The sequence below is a fragment of the Geobacter psychrophilus genome (genome assembly GCF_056821595.1).
Genome location: NZ_JBXDTU010000004.1, coordinates 3,613,306 through 3,633,138 on the forward strand (window position 1 = coordinate 3,613,306; position 19,833 = coordinate 3,633,138).

A 19,833-nucleotide genomic window follows, 5' to 3' on the forward strand; every position below is an offset into this window, starting at 1 on the left:
GTGGGGGAAATATGCGCGCAGTAAGCTCAAACGACGGATTTTCTTTAATAGAAACCGTGGTGGTCATCGCAATTATTGGAATTTTATCAACGATAGGCGCTCTACAATTTAATCAGTGGCTGACAAAAAACAAAGTGGAGGCCCAGGTTCGACAGATGGTGACAGATATTGGTCAACTGCGTCTGCGGGCAATAACAATGAAAACGCGGCACAGCATTACACTCAATGCAAACAGCTATGTATTCAAATCTTACAGTAGTGAAACATATACTTCTCCCGCAGATCTTTTGGCGCATGGCACGATACTTCCTGATGGGACGCATAATGTTACGTACCCGTTGACAACAAATGCGGGAGTCAATTTTAGCGGTTCTAGTTATGAGATTGATGCAAGAGGGATGACGGTTTTCACCCCCCCAACGATTTTTCTTGGAGGGGCTGCCAGCTCAACCGGAGGTATAAATTGCCTGACAATCCATACAATACGTGTCAATGCAGGCAGACAGAATGCTGGAGTGTGTGATGATAAATAAGAATAACGGATTTTCATTGATTGAATTCATGGTTGCCATAGTAATTTTAATGATCGGACTACTTGGCATGTTGCAGGGGATCAATATAGCCATGTCGCAAAATTTGGAATCGGTCCTGAGAAATGAGGCAACCACTGTCGCAGACGAGCTGATGATGAAAAAAAAGGGAACTTCCTATGCTTCGCTTCCAACGACATCGCTTAACCCAGCCTGGACTACAAAATCAAGAACTATTCGCGGTATTGTCAAGGATTACTCTGTCCAGGAAATCGTATTTAAGGCGACCACCAGTTCAAAACAGATTGATATAAATGTGTCCTGGAATTATAAAAATAAAACAGGCCGGCATTCCGTTACTTCCTTTGTGTCAACCAGTCCTGATTGAGGTGTCTCGTGCTACGTATTCTTAAAAAAAATAGGCTACTACAGAAGGGCTTCACGCTTGTTGAGCTACTTATCAGCATGTCTCTCTTCATAATTATTATGATCATCGCGAGTGAGGCCTTCAATAAGATAATTACCCAATCGTCCAAGTTTTCCAAAATGGAGGAAAGCAACATCGAAGGGGTGATCGGGCTTGAAGTCATGCGGCATGATCTTGAACAGACCGGTTTCGGTCTTCCGTGGAGCTGGAGCTTTCGCAATAATTCCACTCTGACCAATTGCGGTCTCACGTATGCTGAGGCTACGGATGCTTCGGGTCTGAGACTGAATGATGCGCCAAATGGGGTGCCGCGAGCCTTTGTTGCCTATGCCAAATTAGGAACCTTCAGCTCTGCATATATTGCTATTAAAGGTACAACGGTTGGCCGTGCCAAAGCTTCCCAACTGTGGACCTACATCCCTTATCTGAATTACAGTGCTGTTCCACGTGAGTCGCGTCCCGTCGCATTTGCTTCACGAAATCTTAAGAATGGAAATATGGTTCTTATGGTGAACTCAAATCCCACGAATGAAACCCTTGACCATACTTTGATAGTTGAGCCCGGCAGTTCGGCTACGTCCGCTACAGGTTCAATTTTTTCAGTTGCCTTTAATAACAGCGGGTTTGTTGATGATTATTTGCCTACTGATCAAAACAACACATATATGGTCTATGGACTTTCTGACGATAACACTCCAGACCCGCGCATGCCCTTTAACCGTACGGACTTTTTTATAGGTAGTAATCTTGATGGGAATGTAGTGCCGTCATTTTGTGCACCGAGGACAGGGATCTTATATAAAGCCACGGTAAAACATGGTTCATCAACTGGTGGTGATTATAACTATATCCCTCTGCTTGATTGCGTTGCCGATATGCAGGTCGTGTTGGGGTGGGATCCTGAGGTTCGCCCACCTACGGAACGGAAAAATTCGAGTGTTGATGCGTATTCAACACTTTCAAATGTGTTTGGAGGACCTGTCAGCGCTTCCGTAACCTCAACAAATCCAGCGATCACAGCGTCAGGAACAGTGACAAATATCCAGACGTGGCTGACTGATCCTAAAGGGCTTCGTGAACAACTGAAAGTTGTAAAAGTATATATCCTTGCACAAGAAGGCAAAATTGATCGTAACTACAGGGCGCCATCAGCTAACATTGTAGTTGGTGATGCTGCTGCAGATGGCTTTACCGCAAAGACATACGTATTATCAGCAGAACAGCAGAAATATCGCTGGAAGCTTTATCGGATCATAGTTCGTCCCAAAAATTTGGTCAGCAATTCCTATTAATAGGGTAGAGAGGCCTGCCATGAGATATTTGAAAAATGAAAAAGGTATTGCCTTAGTGACGTCATTGATGTTTACGGTGATGTCGCTTGTAATCACCATGACGCTTCTTTATATGGTTATGGGAGGTATTCGTTCATCTGGTGCGATGAAACGCTATAAAACAACAACTGAAGCTGCGTACGGCGGTGTAGAAATAATGCTTAAGGATGTGCTCAGTAAAAGTTTAAGCGACGGGATGTTGGCTGATGCAACGTTCAAGTCGAACATGGAGAACCATCTGAGGTTACTGAGTTCGGTTGTTGTATCGGATTGTCTGCGTATAAAGACAATGAATCCTAACAGCAAGTGGCCTGCCAATTGTTCTGATAATTCGCTGGATGCATCTAAATCTGCAGATGTACGGTTTGTGCTTAATCCTGTCTCCGGCATGCCGTTTACCGTTTACTCCAAAATTGTAGATACAACGGAATACAAGTTACCAGTTTTTCAGAATAAAAGTACCGCTACCGGTAGGAACACCATGACGTTAGCGTTTACTTCGATTGCTGGGAATTCTGACAGAAGTAATTTAGAACTTGAAGGTGGGGCTGTTGTAGATGCTGGTGGTGCTATGTTTGGGGGAGATACAAATCCACACAGGCCCTATAGGTACCGGATTGAAGTTCAAGCAGAGCGAGCCCAGAATGCTACAGAAAAATCAAAAATATCAGTGGAGTATGTATATTGATCCTTCTTGAATCCGCAAAATCTTTCTTTAATATCTCGGCCCTATAATATAAGTTTATTTTAGGGCCGAGATGTTTTCCACAATTACCAGTCCTATTCGAAATGGATCATCACCGGTTTAGAGTTGATTGACGAAGTGATTTAATTTTTCTTGGATATTTTTGTTTCAAATTTAATCTGGTAAGATTGTTTACACGTTCCAAAACTCGTTCCAAAAAACAGAATATAACCTGCCTGGTTAATGAAGCAAATGTTTAGAATAATATTTATGTAATTACATATAAATTACTTGACAATGATAATATTTGCTTTATATCTAATCCTAGTTTCATTTAAAGTAGGGATAAAATATGAAGCCAAAGAACAAGGTCAAATCAATTCGAGAGTCACGACTCTTAAGTAAGGCTGAATTAGCCCGCAAGGCGGGTGTTTCGTCGCTTACCATAGATAGGGTAGAACGTGGTGAACCATGTCGCTTGGAAACCATGCGAAAGATTATTCTTGCCCTCGGATTTTCACTGGATGAAAAAGAAAAAGTATTTCAGGATTGATGGAAACGGGATGAGATATGTTTCTTTTTAACAAGAAAAAAGAAGTTATCGGCATAGACATCGGATCCAGTTCAGTTAAGCTTGTCCAGCTTAAGGATATGAAGGGCTCTTTTCAGCTACTCAACGTCGGTATTGCCCCACTTCCACCGGAAGCTATTGTTGATAACACACTCATGGATAGCGCAGCAATAGTAGTAGCTATTAAAAACATCGTCGCTAGTCTCGGTATTAAGGTGAAGGATGTAGCCTGCTCCATTTCAGGCAACTCAGTAATTATAAGAAAAATAGTTCTTCCAGCAATGCCTCCTGAAGAATTGGAAGATCAGATTACTTGGGAAGCAGAGCAATATATTCCTTTTGATATAAATGATGTCAATATGGATTTTCAAATTTTGTCCCCCGATAGTATCGACCCTTCCAAGATGAATGTCCTGCTTGTCGCTAGTAAAAAAGATATTATCAATGATTATGTTGGCGTATTCAATGAGTCTGGTTTGCATCTCTCTGTAGTTGATGTTGATTCATTTGCAGTACAAAATGCATTTGAGTTGAATCATGATGTTGGTACGGAGGATGTTATCGCACTGATTAACATTGGTGCAAGCGTAATGAACATAAACGTAGTTAAGGCTGGAGTTACATTATTTACCAGAGATGTACAGATGGGTGGTAATCTCTATACCGAAGAAATACAAAAACAGATGGGATTGAGCAGCTCAGTTGCGGAGTCAATTAAGACTCTGACGCAGGAAACTCAAAATGTCGCTTTACTTGATGTTCTTGGCAAAGTCAATGAGACGATTACTCAGGAAATACGCCGTTCACTTGATTTCTACAATTCAACGGCTAATGACGATCGTATAACCAAAATTTTTGTAAGTGGCGGAGGATCAAAAGGATATAATCTGGTGGAATCAATATCAGACAAAACCGGATTGCCTGTTGAAATGATTAATCCGTTTGCTAAGCTGAAATTTAATGAAAAGGATTTTGACCCTGAATACCTTCAGGAAATCGGCCCGCTTATGGCAGTGACGGTCGGGCTTGCTATCAGGAGGGTAGGGGACAAATGATAAAGATCAATCTTTTACCAGTCAGAGCTGCTAAGAAAAAAGAAACTGCTGTACAGCAGATAACAATTTTTTGTTTTTCTCTTGTTGTTGTTTTTGTAGTAGTGGGGGCTATGTATGCTGTTAAGCTTGGGCAAATATCTTCAACAAAGAACGACATCTCGGCTGCAAATAAAAAAATCACTGAATTGAAAGTTAGAATCGGGAAGTTGGAGGAGCTGAAAACGCTTAAAACGCAAGTTAAGAAAAAACTTGATGTATTAGAGCAGTTGCGAAAAAATAAAAAAGGTCCAGCTCAGCGGCTCGCGACATTGAGCGATATTACACCTGATCAACTCTGGTTAACGACATATGCAGAATCCGGTGAAAGTGTTAAAATTGCTGGAATTGCATTTACGGAAGAATTAATCGCACAGTTTATGCGTAGTATTCAGGCTTCAAATGATTTCACTGGGGTTGAACTTATTGTTTCAGAACAAAAAGATTTTTCTGGAAGCAAAGTAAAAAGTTTTGAATTGGCATGTAAGCTTAAAACTGGTTTAGCAATACAGGCTACGCCTGTAAAATAATCCCCAAAAATAGCTTCATTATTATTCAGGGTGGATTAAATATGAACCCTCAAGTAGAAAAAATACTCAAACTGCCGACGAAACAGAAGATTCTGATACTTGTGCTCGTTGTTATCCTTGAAACAGCGGCTCTGGTATGGTTTCTTTATCTGCCCAAGCATACGGAACTTGCTGGTCTGAAGGCTGAGTTAAGCAAGCTACAGACTGAGATAGATGATAAAACCAGAATTGCGACTAATCTACCCCGCTTGCAAAAAGAATATGACCAACTGAATGTTGAATTGGCGCAGGCTTTGACCGAACTTCCCAATTCAAAAGAGATTCCTTCTTTGCTTACCAGTATAACGGCACTTGGCAAAAATGCCGGACTTGACTTCTTGGTGTTTAGACCGAAGGGTGAAGTTGCTAAAGATTTTTATGCAGAGGTTCCAGTTGATATCGTTGTTTCCGGTTCGTATTTTAGTGTGGCAAACTTTTTTGCTGCTGTTTCCAATCTACCAAGAATTGTTAATATTACCAATGTGGCTTTTTCCGATATCAAAAATGTTAACAATAGGATGATGACGAAGGTTACCTGCCTCGCCACTACATTCCGTTTCCTTGATAAGAAAGAGATTAAGGATGACAAGAAACCAGTTCCACCTAAATAATCAAATGAAAAGGGTCCTTGCTCTTCTTTGTATTGCAGCAATTAATTCAGGCTGCGGTAAAAAAGATCAGTCTCCTTCACCAACTGTTGTTGCAGCTCCTGCTACACAACAATTGGTTAAGCCTGTACAGAAACCGGTAAGTTCAGCTGTGAAGTTGACGGTTCAACCACAGGGTAATCAATTTGATTTCAGTAGTAAGAAAGATCCGTTTAAGCCTCCAATACTTACTAAAGCTGCATCAGCACCTTCGCCTGCAGAACTCAAAAGAGCCCTTCTGAGTGGTCTTCCAATTCATAGTTTTGATGTCAGCCAGTTTAGATTGATTGGGGTTGTTACTGGTGGCAAGGAAAATCAAGCAATGGTTGTAGACCCTAATGGTAAGGGTTACGTACTAAAGGCTGGTATGTCAATTGGAAAAAATGATGGTCGAATAACTTCAATCAATGCCAGCGGAGTTGATGTACTTGAGCAATTTAAGGATGACAACGGTAGGGTGCGTAAGGAAAATATCAGGATCACCCTTCCCAGGAAACAATAAGGAGTTCCGCATGAAGTGGATGACAAAAGCATCTATGATTCTTGCGCTTGCCGTAGTTGTGTTGGCAGGCCTCGTGACAGCAATGCCAGGTACAGCGGAATCTGCGCAAGATGGCATCAAGTCTCCTCCTGGAAAACTTGCTGCAATCAAGTCAATCAATGTATCTGGTGAGGGGGATGCAACTGAACTTATAATTAAATTGTCATCTCCTGCAACTTACACTAGTTATAAAACAACAGCACCTTTGCGTTTGGTAATTGACCTCTCACAGGCAGCTCAAGGTGTAATTAATTCCCCGTTAGTATTTAATAAAGGAAATTTCAAGACTGTTACTGCTACCCGTTTTGATACTGATGCGGGCGTACTCACGCGAGTTGATATTGAACTGAATATGGATGCCGAAGCGGTAATTTCTGCCTCGGCTTTAAAGCCAGGTGAACTGAGAATATCTTTTCCTGCGCTCGCAGCAGTTACCCCGACTCCAGCCAAGCCAGTTGACGTTGATACAAAGCCTGTTGTGCCAATAGAAAAAACGGTTTCTACAAGTTCCGCTCCTTCAGCAATTGTAAATACAACATCGAATGCCAGTTCAATCAGAAAATTAACTTCTGTGGCTGTGGTGAATGGAACTATTGTTTTATCTGTTGACGGCGGAGTTGGCGAGTTTAAGACCTTCCGACTTAGCAAGCCTGAGCGATTCGTGGTCGATTTAATAGATACTCAATTATCTCTATCTTCACGAATTATTCCACTCAATTCTGCAGGTGTAGCCTCTGCCCGAATTGGTCTGTATCCCGACAAAGTTCGAGTTGTTCTTGATTCTGTTAATGGAAGTTTTCCGGAGGCATCAGCTGAAAAATCTTCAACAGGTTTAATTGTTTCCCTTAACATAAAACCAGATGAAAATTCACATTCTAAATTGGTGGTAGCCCAATCAGAAAAAAAAGCTGTGGTAACTGCACCGCTGTCTGCAGTTGTTCCTAAAAATAAAGATGATGTAACTGAAGTTACTAAGCCTGTAAATTCATCTAAGATTAACGGCGCAAAACAAAATCTACCGGTTGAAGTAGTTAAATCAGATGTAACCAAGGCGACGTCGTCTTCAACTACTGCTGGACCAGCAAGTGTAGAGATGATCGATTTTCAGGTAATCGAAGGGATTTCAAGGGTTGCTGTAAAGATTAAGGGTGACGTCAGCGTTGAAAAACCTATCAAAACTCCCGGATTTGTGACGTTGACAATAAAGAATGCCGGATTGTCCAAGCAACTACAGCGGTCGCTTGAAGCGCAGTCATTCGTCTCTCCTGTTTTGCGCATTACCCCTCTTGTAGTTAAGACGAAAAAGGGAGTCGATACAAAAATTCGTATAGCAATGCGAGTTGCTGCCTCCTTTGAATTCCGGCAAGAAGGCGACATGCTTTTTGTAGATTTTAAAAACCCTGAAGGTTTAACAGCTGAAAAAATATCTGCTGCAATCCAGGATGTAAAGGCTCGAGCACCTAAGTCTGATAAAGTTATAAATACTAAGGACTCAGAACTTGCGTCAGAATTATCTCCATCATCGGATTCATCTGTTAGATCACTCGATTCATCCCGTTCTTATAGAGGACGTAAAGTTACTCTTGAATTTGCAGATGCTGAAGTGCGAAAAATATTTCAATTATTGTCGGAAGTAAGCAACAAAAACTTTGTACTGGGTGATGATGTAACAGGAACTATAAGTATCAAACTTGTTAATGTCCCTTGGGACCAAGCTCTGGATATAATTCTTGATACTAAGGGTCTGGATAAACGAGAAGATGGAAACATTATCATTATCAAGGGTAAAGGTAAGTTCAAGTCTCAGGCAGAAGAAGAGCAGGAACTAAAAAAAGCGTTAACAAAAGCTATTGAACTTAAAGCTGAAATGTTCAATATCAACTATTCGGATATTGGAAGTATAGTTACGCAACTCAACAATCTTAAAACAGAGCGTGGCACCATTGCTCAAGATGCCCGTACCAACAAGATAATCGTCAAAGATATTCCTCAAGTTTTGGACGATATGAGGAAGCTTATTGTTCAGCTTGATGTACCTGAAAAGCAGGTTATGATTGAAGCCCGTATCGTCGAGGCAACTTCTACTTTTACTCGTAGCCTTGGTGTTAACTGGGGCCTCCACTATCGAGATGGTTCGGCATCATTTATGGGAATTAATCAGTTGGATACAAGTTTTGGTGGGCTTGCATCAACGCCTGCACCTACTTCTGGTCTAAGTGGAAACTCTGGTGGCGCAATGGGGATTTCATTTGGTACACTTGGCAGTAATATTTCACTAGATCTTCGCTTGAATGCAGCAGCAAGTGCTGGTTTAGTAAAAATTGTTTCAACACCAAAAGTTGCGACACTTAATAACAAAACTGCCAAGATTACACAAGGTCAGCAGGTTCCATATACATCTTCTACATCAGATAAAGTTGAAACCAAGTTTGTTGAGGCAGCACTTTCTCTTGAAGTTACCCCGCATATAAATGCAAATGGCACTATTGGAATGAAAATAGATGCAAAGAACGACTCTGTTGGTCAGGCAACTGGCGGAAGTACAGCCCCTGCGATAAATAAAAAGCAGGCGACTACTGAGATGTTGTTGCGCGATGGTGAGACAACAGTTATAGGCGGAATATACGTAGATAGCGACAATGAATCAGATGATGGTGTGCCTTATTTAATGGATATTCCTTTTCTGGGAAAACTATTTAAATCTAATAATAAAACCAAAGTTAAGACGGAACTGCTTATTTTTATAACGCCCAGAATACTTAACTCAATTTAAATTATAATGTTTTAGGAGTGTTAGTATGACTAAAAGATCATTTCTTCAGATTATAGTTACATCAGCTTTTATACTTAGTCTTTTTGGCTGTGGTGGAGGGGGAAGTGGATCGACTGGCCAGTCTCAAAGCACTACAGTTGCCCTTCAGGCTAAAGTTAAGGATGGTACATCGTTGGCAGTATTTACTTCATACTCAAGTTCAAGCTTAAATTTTGGTCCTACTATGGACTTTTCTTTGAAGTCAGTAATAAACGCAAATGCGGGAGCTATGGCTTCTGATGTGAACATTACTTCACAAGTAATTACATATGAATACGTAGATGCTCTTCCTGTTGGTGCAGGTTCCGCGTTGATGATTCCTCCTATGAATTATACTATTACTCAGCTGATTCCAGCTGGTGGGACTAATGATATACAGAATCTTCCCATTCTATCACCTACACAGAGATTATATTTAAAAAATAATAGACCACTGTCATCTGCATCAGACTACTTAAATTACAGACTTAGAATCACGTTCAACGGATATGAGGTTAAAAATGGTAGCAATGTTTCTGTGTCAGCTATAGGTAATGTGTTTATAACAAAATAAATTCGATATTAATAATATTTACTCAAACCTCTGTGATTCATTATCTCAGAGGTTTTTTTATTACAAGATATTTTGTTTATATTACTATAGTTTAAATTGTAAAATTTTAATTTAAATATAGAGATAATGTGAGAGAAGCTAATGAAACGTTTGTCTGATACTCAATTCCTGCAAAATATATCTGAAGAATGGATTGAATTTCACTATAAAAGTTGGAATGCAGATCCGACTTCTATTACCGAGGATTGGCAACATTTTTTTTCTGGTTTTCGTCTTGGAGTTGATCATCCTAGTAGTGCTGATTTTTTGCATGATTTTTATAGATCTTATTCATTAAATGTGTCTGGAATTCAGTCCCTGATTTATCGTTACCGTTCAATTGGTCATCTCCAAGCGTGTATTGACCCACTTTCCCCCTGTCTGCTGGAACATCCACTATTATCATTGTCCAACTTTGGTCTAGATCAAGACGACCTTGATGTGAACTTCTGTTCTCCTCGCTATATTAAGCCAATTGCCACATTGCGAGAAATAGTTGCTACAATGCAGGAAACTTACTGTCGGGAAATCGGTGTCGAGTTCATGCATATTCAGGACCCTGTTGAACGTCAATGGATGATCAACAGAATGGAACCTTGTCGTAATCGGCCCGAAGTGTTGCTTGAAGAGCGCTTATATCTTCTGGAAAAATTGCATGAAACAGCTTTGTTTGAATCTTTTTTGCAACGCCGTTTTCCCGGCCAGAAACGTTTTTCCCTGGAGGGTTGCGAGATTCTGATTCCAGTGCTTGACGCAATTATCTGCAAATGTCCGTCGGCTGGTATTATCGATATTGTATTCGGCATGGCTCATCGCGGTCGATTGAATGTTCTTGCACATATATTGGGGATGCCATACGAAAATATTTTTGCAGAATTTCGCGATGCAGGTGCGGTTGGATTCGTTGGTGATGGTGATGTCAAGTATCACAAGGGGTATTCCGCAGAAAGAAAGCTTACAGATGGGAACGTTCACTTGACGCTGGCCGCTAACCCGAGTCACCTTGAGGCGGTCAATCCGGTTGTTGAAGGCAAGTGCCGTGCCCGCCAGGATCAGTGTGGCAACGAAAACGCACGAAGGGTGTTGCCACTCTTGATACATGGTGACAGCGCATTCGCAGGTCAAGGCAGCATCATGGAAACTCTTAACATGTCGCAGTTGGAGGGTTATCGTACTGGTGGTACTCTCCATATTGTGATAAATAATCAGATCGGATTTACCACACTTCCCCGTGATGCCCGTTCAACGTTATATGCAACAGACGTAGCCAAGATGCTATCCTGTCCGGTTTTTCATGTTCAAGGCGAATCGCCTGAAGCAGCCTTGCACGCTGTTCGACTTGCTTTGGAATATCGTCAGGAGTTCGCAAGGGATGTTGTGGTAGAACTAATCTGCTATCGCCGCCATGGGCACAATGAGGGTGATGAGCCTGCATTTACACAACCGCTGATGTACCGTCAAATCACTTCACGCCCAGCAGTAAACAGAATCTATTCCGATGTACTCTTGGAAGATGGAATTGAAGCATTCATGCTTGAAAAGATTGAACGTGATGTCGTAAATCGGCTTGAGGAATGCTTTGAAAAGACTCCCCAGAAAAAGAGCGTTGGTTTTCATGATGCGTGGAGTTCTGTTTCTCGCGAGTTTAGCTATGACGTTGTGGATACCAGCATACCGGCAGAAAAACTACTTCTGTTATCGCGGAATCTGGCAAAGTTGCCCCCTGGTTTCAGTCCCCACGCAAAAGTACATGCATTGGTGCAGAAACGATTCGAGTCAGTACTGAAAAATACCGGAGTTGATTGGGGTAATGCCGAGACTATTGCCTATGCCACGCTACTTGATGAGGGTGTTTCTGTGCGTCTCTCAGGTCAGGACACACGGCGTGGTACTTTCAGTCACCGTCACTCAGTTCTGCATGATATGAATGATGGCAGTACCTACACCCCGCTGGCTTCTGTAGCCAGGGATGGCGCTGTTTTTCAGTCCTGGGACAGTTTGCTCTCTGAATTCGGGGTGTTGGGATTTGAGTATGGATATTCTATTGAGACACCGCATGGTTTGACTGTCTGGGAGGCCCAGTTCGGCGATTTTGCAAACGGGGCACAGGTTATTATCGACCAGTTTGTTGCAAGCGGCGAAACCAAGTGGAATCGAGCCAGCGGACTTGTGCTCCTGTTGCCGCACGGTTACGAAGGACAGGGCGCCGAACATTCAAGCGCCCGCATCGAACGTTTCTTGCAATTATGTGCAGGGAACAATATGATTGTTGCCAATCCTACAACGCCTGCCCAGATGTTTCATGTGTTGCGACGTCAGATGATACAATCGTTTCGCAAGCCATTGATACTATTTACCCCCAAAAGTCTGTTGCGGCATCCCCGTTGTGTCTCTTTTTCCGAAGATTTCTGTGATGGTTCGTTTCACGAAGTGATTGCCGATATTGCGGCTCAGTCATCTGTGCGACGTGTGCTGATATGTTCGGGTAAGATTTTTTATGACCTTATCGAAGAACGTGAAAAACGCGGTATTATTGATACTGCAATTATCCGTATAGAACAACTGTATCCGTTACGCTTTGACCTGATCGAAGATGTATTCGCGCGAGTTCCATCTGGAAGCAGCTTTGTCTGGGTTCAGGAGGAACCGGAAAATATGGGTGCTTGGCAGCATATCAGGCAGGGATTGTCCGAACGATGTGGGGCACTCCGTTTTGTTGGTCGTCCTGCCGACTCTTGTCCCGCAGTTGGTTCGCATCACCTGCATGTTGAACAGCAGGCTGCGATAATAAAATCGGCATTCGAAATTTAAATTGTTTTGTGTGGAAAAACGCTTATGTTACTTGAGCAAGACAGTTGACAAAAACATCAGCAGCAGTGTAAATACATGACAAAACGTATAAAAGGGTCTTCATGGTAAATCTGTTATTCATAACTAACAGTACCAAAATCGAAGCGATCAGGACCGCTCTCCAGCCTTTCTTGAAGGTCAAAATTGATATTGTCAGCGATTTTGACTACGGCTTGAAAGATGTATTTGAGAAGCGGCCTGCTACAGTTTTTATTCAGGATCAGATCGCCGGCGTTACTGGTGAGAGTGTTGCCCGACATATCCAGATGCTGCTTGGCGCCAGCGCCCCCTCATTCATCTTTATGCACGAGGGCAGTACAAAGGCCAATCCGATTAAAGGACTGTTTGACTACCTGATTGATTTATCTCAAGCCGATGCAACTATTGTGGCCGATATCCAGGCGACTCTCAAATCCCTACTTGGTGTTCCCCAGTGGGAAAAAATATATATTCCCCCCAAGTTAAATACTGCCGTGCTTGGGGATGCTGTTGTCGTGCCAGATGGTAATCGCGCCTTTGCTGATAAACTCGTAGATGATTTTCTCTCAAATCTGGATAACTCCGGACCGGAAACCGCTGAAATCAAATTCCAGACAGCAGATTTATCTGATCTGTCAAAATCTGCCGATGAGCAGTTCCATGTGGTTTCATCACCCCATGATCAATTGGCGGAAATGGTTTCCGAAACCAGCAAAGTCCTTCGTCCTGTTGAAGCTGCTGCAGCCGTCACAGCATCTGACGTCTCGAAAATGAAACCGTCAATACCTGTGCACATGCCAGAAATTTCCCCACTGAATCAGAAGTCTGTATCCAAGAAGCATAAGGATACTGCTGAATCTGTTGCTCCCTCTGCTGTCGTGCTCCCTGAATCTGCGAAAAAAGGGAGTGCACCTTCTAAATCCACTGAATTGCCATCATTCAATAGCACTGAAGGGATTTCTGCACCTCGGCCAGTGCCGCAAACACCGCCGATTCAACAGGCATCACCTGCGGATTTCTTCATAGGAGGTGAAAGACCCTCGGAAGATGTAGTATCTGACGATTTATTACGTGTCTTTGAGGCAAATTATTATTCTCAATCAGGTGGCTGGAAACGATATGTGCCAATAGCTGCTGTCTTGATAGTGTGTGTCGGAGGCTGTGTATGGTATCTCTTAAATCAGGACTCGCATCTATTGACATTCCAATCTAAACCTGCTCCTCAGTCGGTTGCCACTGCTCCTCTGACACGCCCGGCTGAACCTGCGGCTCTTGTTCAGAGGCCCGTTTCTCCGCCAATTCAGAAGGACGAAACGTCCGCATTACCAACATTCATACCACTCGCAGGTTTGGATAGTTCTTATGCAACATTGAAGCCCGGATGGGAGCGCTATGTTGATACAACTATGGAGTATCGAGTCTTCCGCTCTGCTGGCAAAATTAAGGCACTACAGGTGCTCGCTATAAAAGACCATAGCATCAGTGAACCCAGGCTGAAGTCCATTTTGATTGAGTTGCTGGGGGACAGTGAATACCGCGTGAATTCGCGAGAGAAGAAGCTTGGCTATGACATCTTACGGGCATCAGTAGGTCAGAAAGCAGAGCTGTTGATATATCGCAATAAATCAACTCTGCGGGCATTTGTTGTTTCGCTTGATTGAACGCCGTAGGTCGTTATTTTTTTGAAGTGTAGTGGTGTTGCGATCTTAGAATGAAAGGTTACGAATGTCTTCACGAGCAGAAGCAATGTTGTCTTTACGCTGTTTCAGTCGGACATTGGCGGTTGTATCCGGTTTGTCACTTCTGCTATCGGTACTGCCGGCAAAAGCTGCAATGGATCCGCGTTTTGAGCTTGATCCACAGGCATTGGGCGTGCAACCGGCAAAAACAACTAAAACCAAAACAAAGGTCAGCACGCCTTCCAAGCACATCCGTAAACACAAGAGTCCTGATTCAGCCTCTGCTCATGAGACACTGCATGTTGTCAAGGCTGGAGATAATCTGTTCAAGATTCTCATTCGCGACTTTGGGCTCAGTAATGATGAAGCTGAGATGTTCGTCGAAGAGATTCGTCGCGAAAACAATATCTATGATATCAAACGCCTCAAAATAGGACAGAAAATCATTATCCCTGCAGTGCGGCGCAGAGCTGATGGTTCGCTTAAGGGCATCCCTGTGCCACAGGTTGCCGTAGCAGCAGGAACGGTAGGTTTCAGGCTGGAATCACCCCAAAGCTCACTGTCTGAGCAGGAGTCCTGTGACAAGGTCAGGCAGGTATGGGACAGGATCGTGCCGCCTCTCAAGGGTGAGCAGAAACCGGTTATGCTGGAATCGCCTACATTTTCCCTGACCCTGGACCCCCAAAGATATCCAGTCTTTGCCACCATGGATAACGGCAGAATCTTGGTCGACCAGAGTGCTTCTATTCCGCAATTAGTTAAAACACTGATTACGGAAAAGGATCCATCGGTACGGATCGTATCTGAATCTGCTGTTAACGGTAAGCGCTTTCTTGCTGCTATGCTCGAGTCTGCCGGCTTTTATTCCCTTGAGGAAGACTTCAGGATGGATTTCGGAATTGATCCGAAGCTGACGGTCCGGTCCGATTTCAAGATTGAAAAAACCTCCGAAAGTCTCATGAAACAGGATATTGTCCTGATGAATTCGGGTCGGATGCCGCTTCCTTCAGTGATTGGAAATTTGCTCAAAAAAGAGGGATTCACGGTGTATGAGCCGTTTGCCTCTCTTCAGCCGTTTGTTCCTGCGGCCTCACAAGCGATGTACCATATAACTACAAAGAATCCGATTGATATCATTGATGCGCTGCTAACATCCGTTTCAGTAACTCCCGACAAAGATAAGCGTCTGGACGTTTTTGCTGCGGACAATAACGGTATTTCGCTTTCGGTCAAAGCTGAACGTTCTTTTGAGAGAGGTGGACAGCGATTTGTTGTCACCCGCTTCGATGGAGATCCGGTAACCTACACCCTTTTCCGTATCCTGGAGATGAAGGGTTATCAGGTCACCATTCTTGAAGCGCAGGATGATTTCCGAAAAATTACCGAAAAATTACTGTCTCGTATGCGAATTCAAGGTGCCTACTCGCAGCACACGCTGAGTCACGAACTGGGAGCTAATTTTTCTCTTCAGATGTCGGGATATAAGTTGGCAGGGCCTGGATTTCCCGTCAACGGCATTTTTCTGACCAATCTTGAATTGGATCGTGTAATCCGCGACATTCTCACTGAAAATGGGTACATCATTACTTCCAGGTGAAACGTTAACTTGTTTTACGTCTTCCTAACCCTGATAAACAGGATAAGTGCGTTAACGAAGTTGTTTTCTGCCTGAAAAGCGCAGAATATAACTTCTAACTTACTAAACGCTCGTGAACATTGCGGGCGTTTTTAGGTTCACGTATCAACAAGATGAGGATGCAACGGTATGAGTGTGAAAAAAGTTGGAGAACTGTTAGTTGAGCAGCAGCTGATCTCCCAGGAACAGCTGCTGGAGGCGCTTGAACTTCAAAAGGTTTTTCCCGACCAGCCAATCGGGCAACTCCTCTGTAAGCTTGGATTCGTCAAGGAGAGTGATCTCAGCTTTGTCCTTGATCAGAAAAATAAACGTCGAAAATTGACTGATATTCTTCTGAAAAGTGCCCTGATCGACCAACAGAAACTTTCCCATGCACGAGAAGTCAGTAAACAAAGCAATATCTCGATCGAAAAGTCCCTCCTCAAGCTGCGCTATGTTGATGAAGAGCAGATGGCTCAAGCAGTGGCCAGTCAGTATGATCTGCCCTATGTGCTGATCAACAGTTTTGATCTGGATCTTTCCCTGTCTCGCTATATCAGTGCTGTTTATGCCCAGAAACAGCGCATTGCGCCAATCTCAAAAATCGGCAATACACTTACCCTGGCGATGGCAGAACCCTTGAAGAATCATGACATCAGGGAGCTTGAAGACAGTATCCGTCTCAGAATCATCTCTGCAATTTCTACGGAAACCAGCATTTATAAGGCACTGAAGCATCTCTACAATATCGATGTTGCTGCTGCCACGACATCCGCAAGCGACGAAGTCAATCTGGACATCGTTCCGGACAGTATCGACAAGCTGCTCAGCAGGACGTCTGCCGGTGAAGAGCCTGAAGTTGAAGAAGAAACCAAAAAAGTAACTGAAAAAGATAGTGTCATAGTCAAGCTGGTTAACAAGATCGTTTATGATGCCTACATGAGCAAGGCTTCCGACATCCATATTGAACCATATCAGGGCAAGAAGGACGTTGTCGTTCGTACTCGCATTGATGGTCAATGCTCCATTTACCAGAAGATTCCGTACAAGTACAAGTTTGCTATCCCGTCTCGCATAAAGATCATGGCCGAACTCGACATCGCCGAGCGGCGCAAACCTCAGGACGGAAAGATCGACTTCAAAAAATTCGGACCTCTGGATATCGAATTGCGGGTGGCAACGATGCCGACCGTGGGAGGGCTCGAGGACGTTGTGATTCGCGTGCTTAACAGTGGTGAGCCGATTTCCTTCAATCAGCTGGGGTTGACCGAACGCAACCTGCGTGTTTTTAATGATGCACTTAAGAGCCCGCATGGCCTGGTCCTGGTTGTCGGCCCTACCGGCTCGGGGAAGACGACGACGCTCCATTCCGGTCTGGCACTCATCAATCAGAGCAACCGCAAGATATGGACGGCCGAAGATCCGGTCGAGATTACCCAGCCCGGCTTGCGCCAGGTGCAGATCAATCCCCGCATCGGTTTTACCTTTGCAGCTGCCTTGCGCTCGTTTTTGCGGCTCGACCCGGATATTATCATGGTGGGCGAAATGCGGGATGAAGAAACGGCCAGCACCGCCGTGGAAGCATCCTTAACGGGCCACCTGGTGTTTTCGACCTTGCATACCAATTCAGCACCTGAGACGGTTACCCGTCTTCTGGAGATGGGACTTGATCCATTTAGCTTTTCCGATTCTCTTGTCTGTATCCTGGCACAGCGACTGGCACGGCGTCTGTGTGTAGAATGCAAGCAGAGCATTCAACCGGAGGAGGCCGAGATTGAGGATTTGATCGACGAATATGGCCGTGATGATTTTGCATTTACCGGTATGGATAAGGTCGATATAACCATGTTCAGAGCTGTAGGCTGTGATCGATGTGGACACACCGGTTATCGCGGCAGACTTGGCATTCACGAGGTGCTGGAGTGTACCTCAAAACTCAAAGGCCTCATTAAGCGCCGATCAGATACGGACTCCGTCCGTGAACAGGCAGCACTGGATGGTATGACCACCTTGAAACAGGATGGCATACTCAAGGTTCTTCAAGGATTGACTGATATTCACGAAGTGCGGAGAGTGTGCATCAAGTAGCTCCGTACTTTAAAAAATGCTTGCATTCAACAGTTTGCCGTGGTAAATATCATAAAATTTTTGTTCACGTGAAAGGTGAGCTCCCAAGGCTCACTTTTTTTGTTTTGAGAGACGTTATGGCGAAAAGTAAAGACAATATTTGTGAACTGGTGGGCGGATTTGCCCAGCCGATTCTTGATTCGAAATGCATTGAATTGGTTGATATCGAATTCGTACGAATGGGTAAGGAAGCCGTACTGCGGCTGTTTATCGACAAAGAGGGCGGTATTGCACTGGATGATTGTGCTTATGTAAGCCATGAATTGTCAGCCATCCTTGATGTTGAAGAGATTATTACCGTCAACTATACGCTGGAGGTTTCCTCGCCGGGGCTTGATCGACCGCTGAAAAAACCGGAGGATTATCAGCGTTATGTTGGTCGCTTAATCAAGGTCCGCACATACGATCAGTTTCTCGATGATTCCGGCAACAAGCGTAAAACGTTTTTGGGTACCCTTGACGGTCTTGTGGATGGTTCCATTAGGATGACGCTCAAGGAAGGGCAGACTGCATCCATTCCGTTAGAACGGGTAGCCAAGGCAAATCTGGAATTCGAATTTTGATCTGATTTCATTTACGTTAGCAAGGAGAAGCAACCGTGGAAGCCACTATTAGTATCAAACATGCCATAGAGCAGATTGTGAAAGAAAAGGGTATCGACCGTAATGTAGTCATTGAGGCTATGGAACAGGCGGTATTGACGGCTGCCAACAAAAAATACCGCAATACCCGTGAGCTTGAAGCCCGCTACAATCCTGATTCCGGTGAGGTTGAACTGTTTGAATTTGTGGTTGTTGTGGATGAGGTTCTGGATTCCTATAAAGAAATCGATCTTGAAGAGGCGAAAGAAATCGATCCGGACGTTGAAATCGGCGATTCTCTTGGTGAGAAGCTTGATGCCAGCGGTTTTACCCGGATAGCAGCACAGACAGCCAAACAGGTCATCATTCAGAAGGTGCGCGAGGCCGAGCGTGAGACGATCTTCAATGAATACAGTGACCGTCAGTGGGAAATAATCACCGGTATGGTGCGTCGTTTTGAGAAAGGTGAACTGCTGGTTGATCTGGGAAGAGCCGAAGCGGTCCTGCCATCCAAAGAGCAGATGCCTCGTGAGGTCTATCGTCCGGGGGACAGGATTCGTGCGATTATTACCGAAATCCGTATGACCACCAAGGGTCCTCAGATTATACTCTCCCGCACCCACCCCAGTATGTTGGCCAAGCTGTTCGAGGCTGAAGTTCCCGAGATTGCCGAGGGCATTGTCGAGATCAATGCCGTTGTTCGTGATCCCGGAAGCCGTGCCAAGGTTGCCGTATCTTCAAATGATCGGGATGTTGATCCGGTCGGAGCCTGTGTCGGTATGCGGGGAGCCAGGGTCCAGAATGTAGTTTCCGAACTCCGAGGTGAAAAGATCGACATCATTCCCTGGTCAGAGGATATCGCCCGTTTTGCCTGCAACGCCCTGTCGCCAGCCCAGGTTTCCAAGGTGTTTGTAGATGAGGATAGCCGCGCCCTGGAGATAATCGTTGCCGATGATCAGCTTTCGCTTGCTATCGGCAAGCGTGGCCAGAACGTCAGTCTGGCGGCACGTTTGACCGGCTGCCGTATCGATATCAAAAGCGAATCAAAGGTTGCCGAAGCTGAAGAACAGCAGGATTTTGCCTCCTTTGACGGCACACAGCTTGAAGCTGAAGAGCCGGTGGAAGATACCGGAATTGCTGAGGCAGCATCGGAACCACTTGAGACTGTTGTTGACGCGCCTGCCGAAAAGCAGGCTGAGTAACCTG

At 44.2% G+C, this 19,833-nt stretch carries 17 protein-coding genes; all 17 read left to right on the forward strand.

Annotation, left to right across the window (positions count from 1 at the left end; all coding sequences use genetic code 11):
- Positions 1-11 precede the first annotated feature (11 nt).
- The 17 genes from ACOCF6_RS19325 (at position 12) to nusA (ending at position 19,829) form a co-directional block, all read left to right on the forward strand.
- Complete coding sequence (locus ACOCF6_RS19325) at positions 12-533, forward strand: pilus assembly FimT family protein (protein WP_482461953.1); 522 nt, start codon at positions 12-14, stop codon at positions 531-533.
- On the forward strand, positions 523-918 hold the full coding sequence (locus ACOCF6_RS19330; RefSeq protein ID WP_482461954.1) for a type IV pilus modification PilV family protein: 396 nt from the start codon (positions 523-525) through the stop codon (positions 916-918). Before ACOCF6_RS19325 ends, ACOCF6_RS19330 begins: the two co-directional genes overlap by 11 nt.
- 8 nt (positions 919-926) lie before the next feature.
- Positions 927-2,249: a PulJ/GspJ family protein gene (locus ACOCF6_RS19335; protein ID WP_482461955.1), complete on the forward strand. Its 1,323-nt coding sequence runs from the start codon at positions 927-929 to the stop codon at positions 2,247-2,249.
- Between the two features lie 19 nt (positions 2,250-2,268).
- Complete coding sequence (locus ACOCF6_RS19340; protein WP_482461956.1) at positions 2,269-2,976, forward strand: hypothetical protein; 708 nt, start codon at positions 2,269-2,271, stop codon at positions 2,974-2,976.
- 349 nt (positions 2,977-3,325) lie between these two features.
- Positions 3,326-3,526 (forward strand): helix-turn-helix transcriptional regulator, encoded by a 201-nt coding sequence (locus tag ACOCF6_RS19345; RefSeq protein ID WP_482461957.1) that lies wholly within the window; start codon positions 3,326-3,328, stop codon positions 3,524-3,526.
- Positions 3,527-3,543: 17 nt separating this feature from the next.
- Positions 3,544-4,599, forward strand: coding sequence for a type IV pilus biogenesis protein PilM (gene pilM / locus ACOCF6_RS19350; RefSeq protein WP_482461958.1), 1,056 nt, complete (start codon positions 3,544-3,546; stop codon positions 4,597-4,599).
- A complete protein-coding gene (locus ACOCF6_RS19355) occupies positions 4,596-5,165 on the forward strand; it encodes a PilN domain-containing protein (RefSeq protein WP_482461959.1) in 570 nt (189 codons plus the stop codon). The genes pilM and ACOCF6_RS19355 overlap by 4 nt, the downstream gene beginning before the upstream one ends.
- A gap of 41 nt (positions 5,166-5,206) precedes the next feature.
- A complete protein-coding gene (locus ACOCF6_RS19360; RefSeq protein ID WP_482461960.1) occupies positions 5,207-5,815 on the forward strand; it encodes a type IV pilus inner membrane component PilO in 609 nt (202 codons plus the stop codon).
- Entirely contained in the window at positions 5,787-6,353 is a 567-nt protein-coding gene (locus ACOCF6_RS19365; protein ID WP_482461961.1) for a pilus assembly protein PilP, read from the forward strand. The genes ACOCF6_RS19360 and ACOCF6_RS19365 overlap by 29 nt, the downstream gene beginning before the upstream one ends.
- A gap of 10 nt (positions 6,354-6,363) precedes the next feature.
- Positions 6,364-9,165 (forward strand): type IV pilus secretin PilQ, encoded by a 2,802-nt coding sequence (locus ACOCF6_RS19370; RefSeq protein WP_482461962.1) that lies wholly within the window; start codon positions 6,364-6,366, stop codon positions 9,163-9,165.
- A 25-nt stretch (positions 9,166-9,190) separates the two neighbouring features.
- Positions 9,191-9,757 carry a hypothetical protein gene (locus ACOCF6_RS19375; RefSeq protein WP_482461963.1) on the forward strand — a complete coding sequence of 189 codons (567 nt, stop codon included), beginning with the start codon at positions 9,191-9,193 and terminating at the stop codon, positions 9,755-9,757.
- Positions 9,758-9,898: 141 nt separating this feature from the next.
- Complete coding sequence (locus ACOCF6_RS19380) at positions 9,899-12,607, forward strand: 2-oxoglutarate dehydrogenase E1 component (RefSeq protein WP_482461964.1); 2,709 nt, start codon at positions 9,899-9,901, stop codon at positions 12,605-12,607.
- 101 nt (positions 12,608-12,708) lie between these two features.
- Positions 12,709-14,286, forward strand: a complete 1,578-nt coding sequence (locus ACOCF6_RS19385) for a hypothetical protein (RefSeq protein WP_482461965.1) — start codon at positions 12,709-12,711, stop codon at positions 14,284-14,286.
- 64 nt (positions 14,287-14,350) lie between these two features.
- The gene (locus ACOCF6_RS19390) at positions 14,351-15,901 is read left to right on the forward strand and encodes a LysM peptidoglycan-binding domain-containing protein (RefSeq protein WP_482461966.1); all 1,551 of its coding nucleotides are present in this window, start codon (positions 14,351-14,353) and stop codon (positions 15,899-15,901) included.
- A 168-nt stretch (positions 15,902-16,069) separates the two neighbouring features.
- Positions 16,070-18,007 (forward strand): GspE/PulE family protein, encoded by a 1,938-nt coding sequence (locus ACOCF6_RS19395; RefSeq protein WP_482461967.1) that lies wholly within the window; start codon positions 16,070-16,072, stop codon positions 18,005-18,007.
- A gap of 116 nt (positions 18,008-18,123) precedes the next feature.
- Entirely contained in the window at positions 18,124-18,609 is a 486-nt protein-coding gene (rimP, locus tag ACOCF6_RS19400) for a ribosome maturation factor RimP (protein WP_482461968.1), read from the forward strand.
- 35 nt (positions 18,610-18,644) lie between these two features.
- Complete coding sequence (nusA, locus tag ACOCF6_RS19405) at positions 18,645-19,829, forward strand: transcription termination factor NusA (RefSeq protein WP_482461969.1); 1,185 nt, start codon at positions 18,645-18,647, stop codon at positions 19,827-19,829.
- The last annotated feature ends 4 nt before the right edge of the window (positions 19,830-19,833 follow it).

Bases quoted from the DNA above. Each gene is read 5' to 3' on its own strand.
- ACOCF6_RS19325 (WP_482461953.1), top strand. From the start codon at position 12: ATGCGCGCAGTAAGCTCAAACGACGGATTTTCTTTAATAGAAACCGTG.
- ACOCF6_RS19330 (WP_482461954.1), top strand. From the start codon at position 523: ATGATAAATAAGAATAACGGATTTTCATTGATTGAATTCATGGTTGCC.
- ACOCF6_RS19340 (WP_482461956.1), top strand. From the start codon at position 2,269: ATGAGATATTTGAAAAATGAAAAAGGTATTGCCTTAGTGACGTCATTG.
- ACOCF6_RS19345 (WP_482461957.1), top strand. From the start codon at position 3,326: ATGAAGCCAAAGAACAAGGTCAAATCAATTCGAGAGTCACGACTCTTA.
- pilM (WP_482461958.1), top strand. From the start codon at position 3,544: ATGTTTCTTTTTAACAAGAAAAAAGAAGTTATCGGCATAGACATCGGA.
- ACOCF6_RS19355 (WP_482461959.1), top strand. From the start codon at position 4,596: ATGATAAAGATCAATCTTTTACCAGTCAGAGCTGCTAAGAAAAAAGAA.
- ACOCF6_RS19360 (WP_482461960.1), top strand. From the start codon at position 5,207: ATGAACCCTCAAGTAGAAAAAATACTCAAACTGCCGACGAAACAGAAG.
- ACOCF6_RS19365 (WP_482461961.1), top strand. From the start codon at position 5,787: ATGACAAGAAACCAGTTCCACCTAAATAATCAAATGAAAAGGGTCCTT.
- ACOCF6_RS19370 (WP_482461962.1), top strand. From the start codon at position 6,364: ATGAAGTGGATGACAAAAGCATCTATGATTCTTGCGCTTGCCGTAGTT.
- ACOCF6_RS19375 (WP_482461963.1), top strand. From the start codon at position 9,191: ATGACTAAAAGATCATTTCTTCAGATTATAGTTACATCAGCTTTTATA.
- ACOCF6_RS19380 (WP_482461964.1), top strand. From the start codon at position 9,899: ATGAAACGTTTGTCTGATACTCAATTCCTGCAAAATATATCTGAAGAA.
- ACOCF6_RS19385 (WP_482461965.1), top strand. From the start codon at position 12,709: ATGGTAAATCTGTTATTCATAACTAACAGTACCAAAATCGAAGCGATC.
- ACOCF6_RS19390 (WP_482461966.1), top strand. From the start codon at position 14,351: ATGTCTTCACGAGCAGAAGCAATGTTGTCTTTACGCTGTTTCAGTCGG.
- ACOCF6_RS19395 (WP_482461967.1), top strand. From the start codon at position 16,070: ATGAGTGTGAAAAAAGTTGGAGAACTGTTAGTTGAGCAGCAGCTGATC.
- rimP (WP_482461968.1), top strand. From the start codon at position 18,124: ATGGCGAAAAGTAAAGACAATATTTGTGAACTGGTGGGCGGATTTGCC.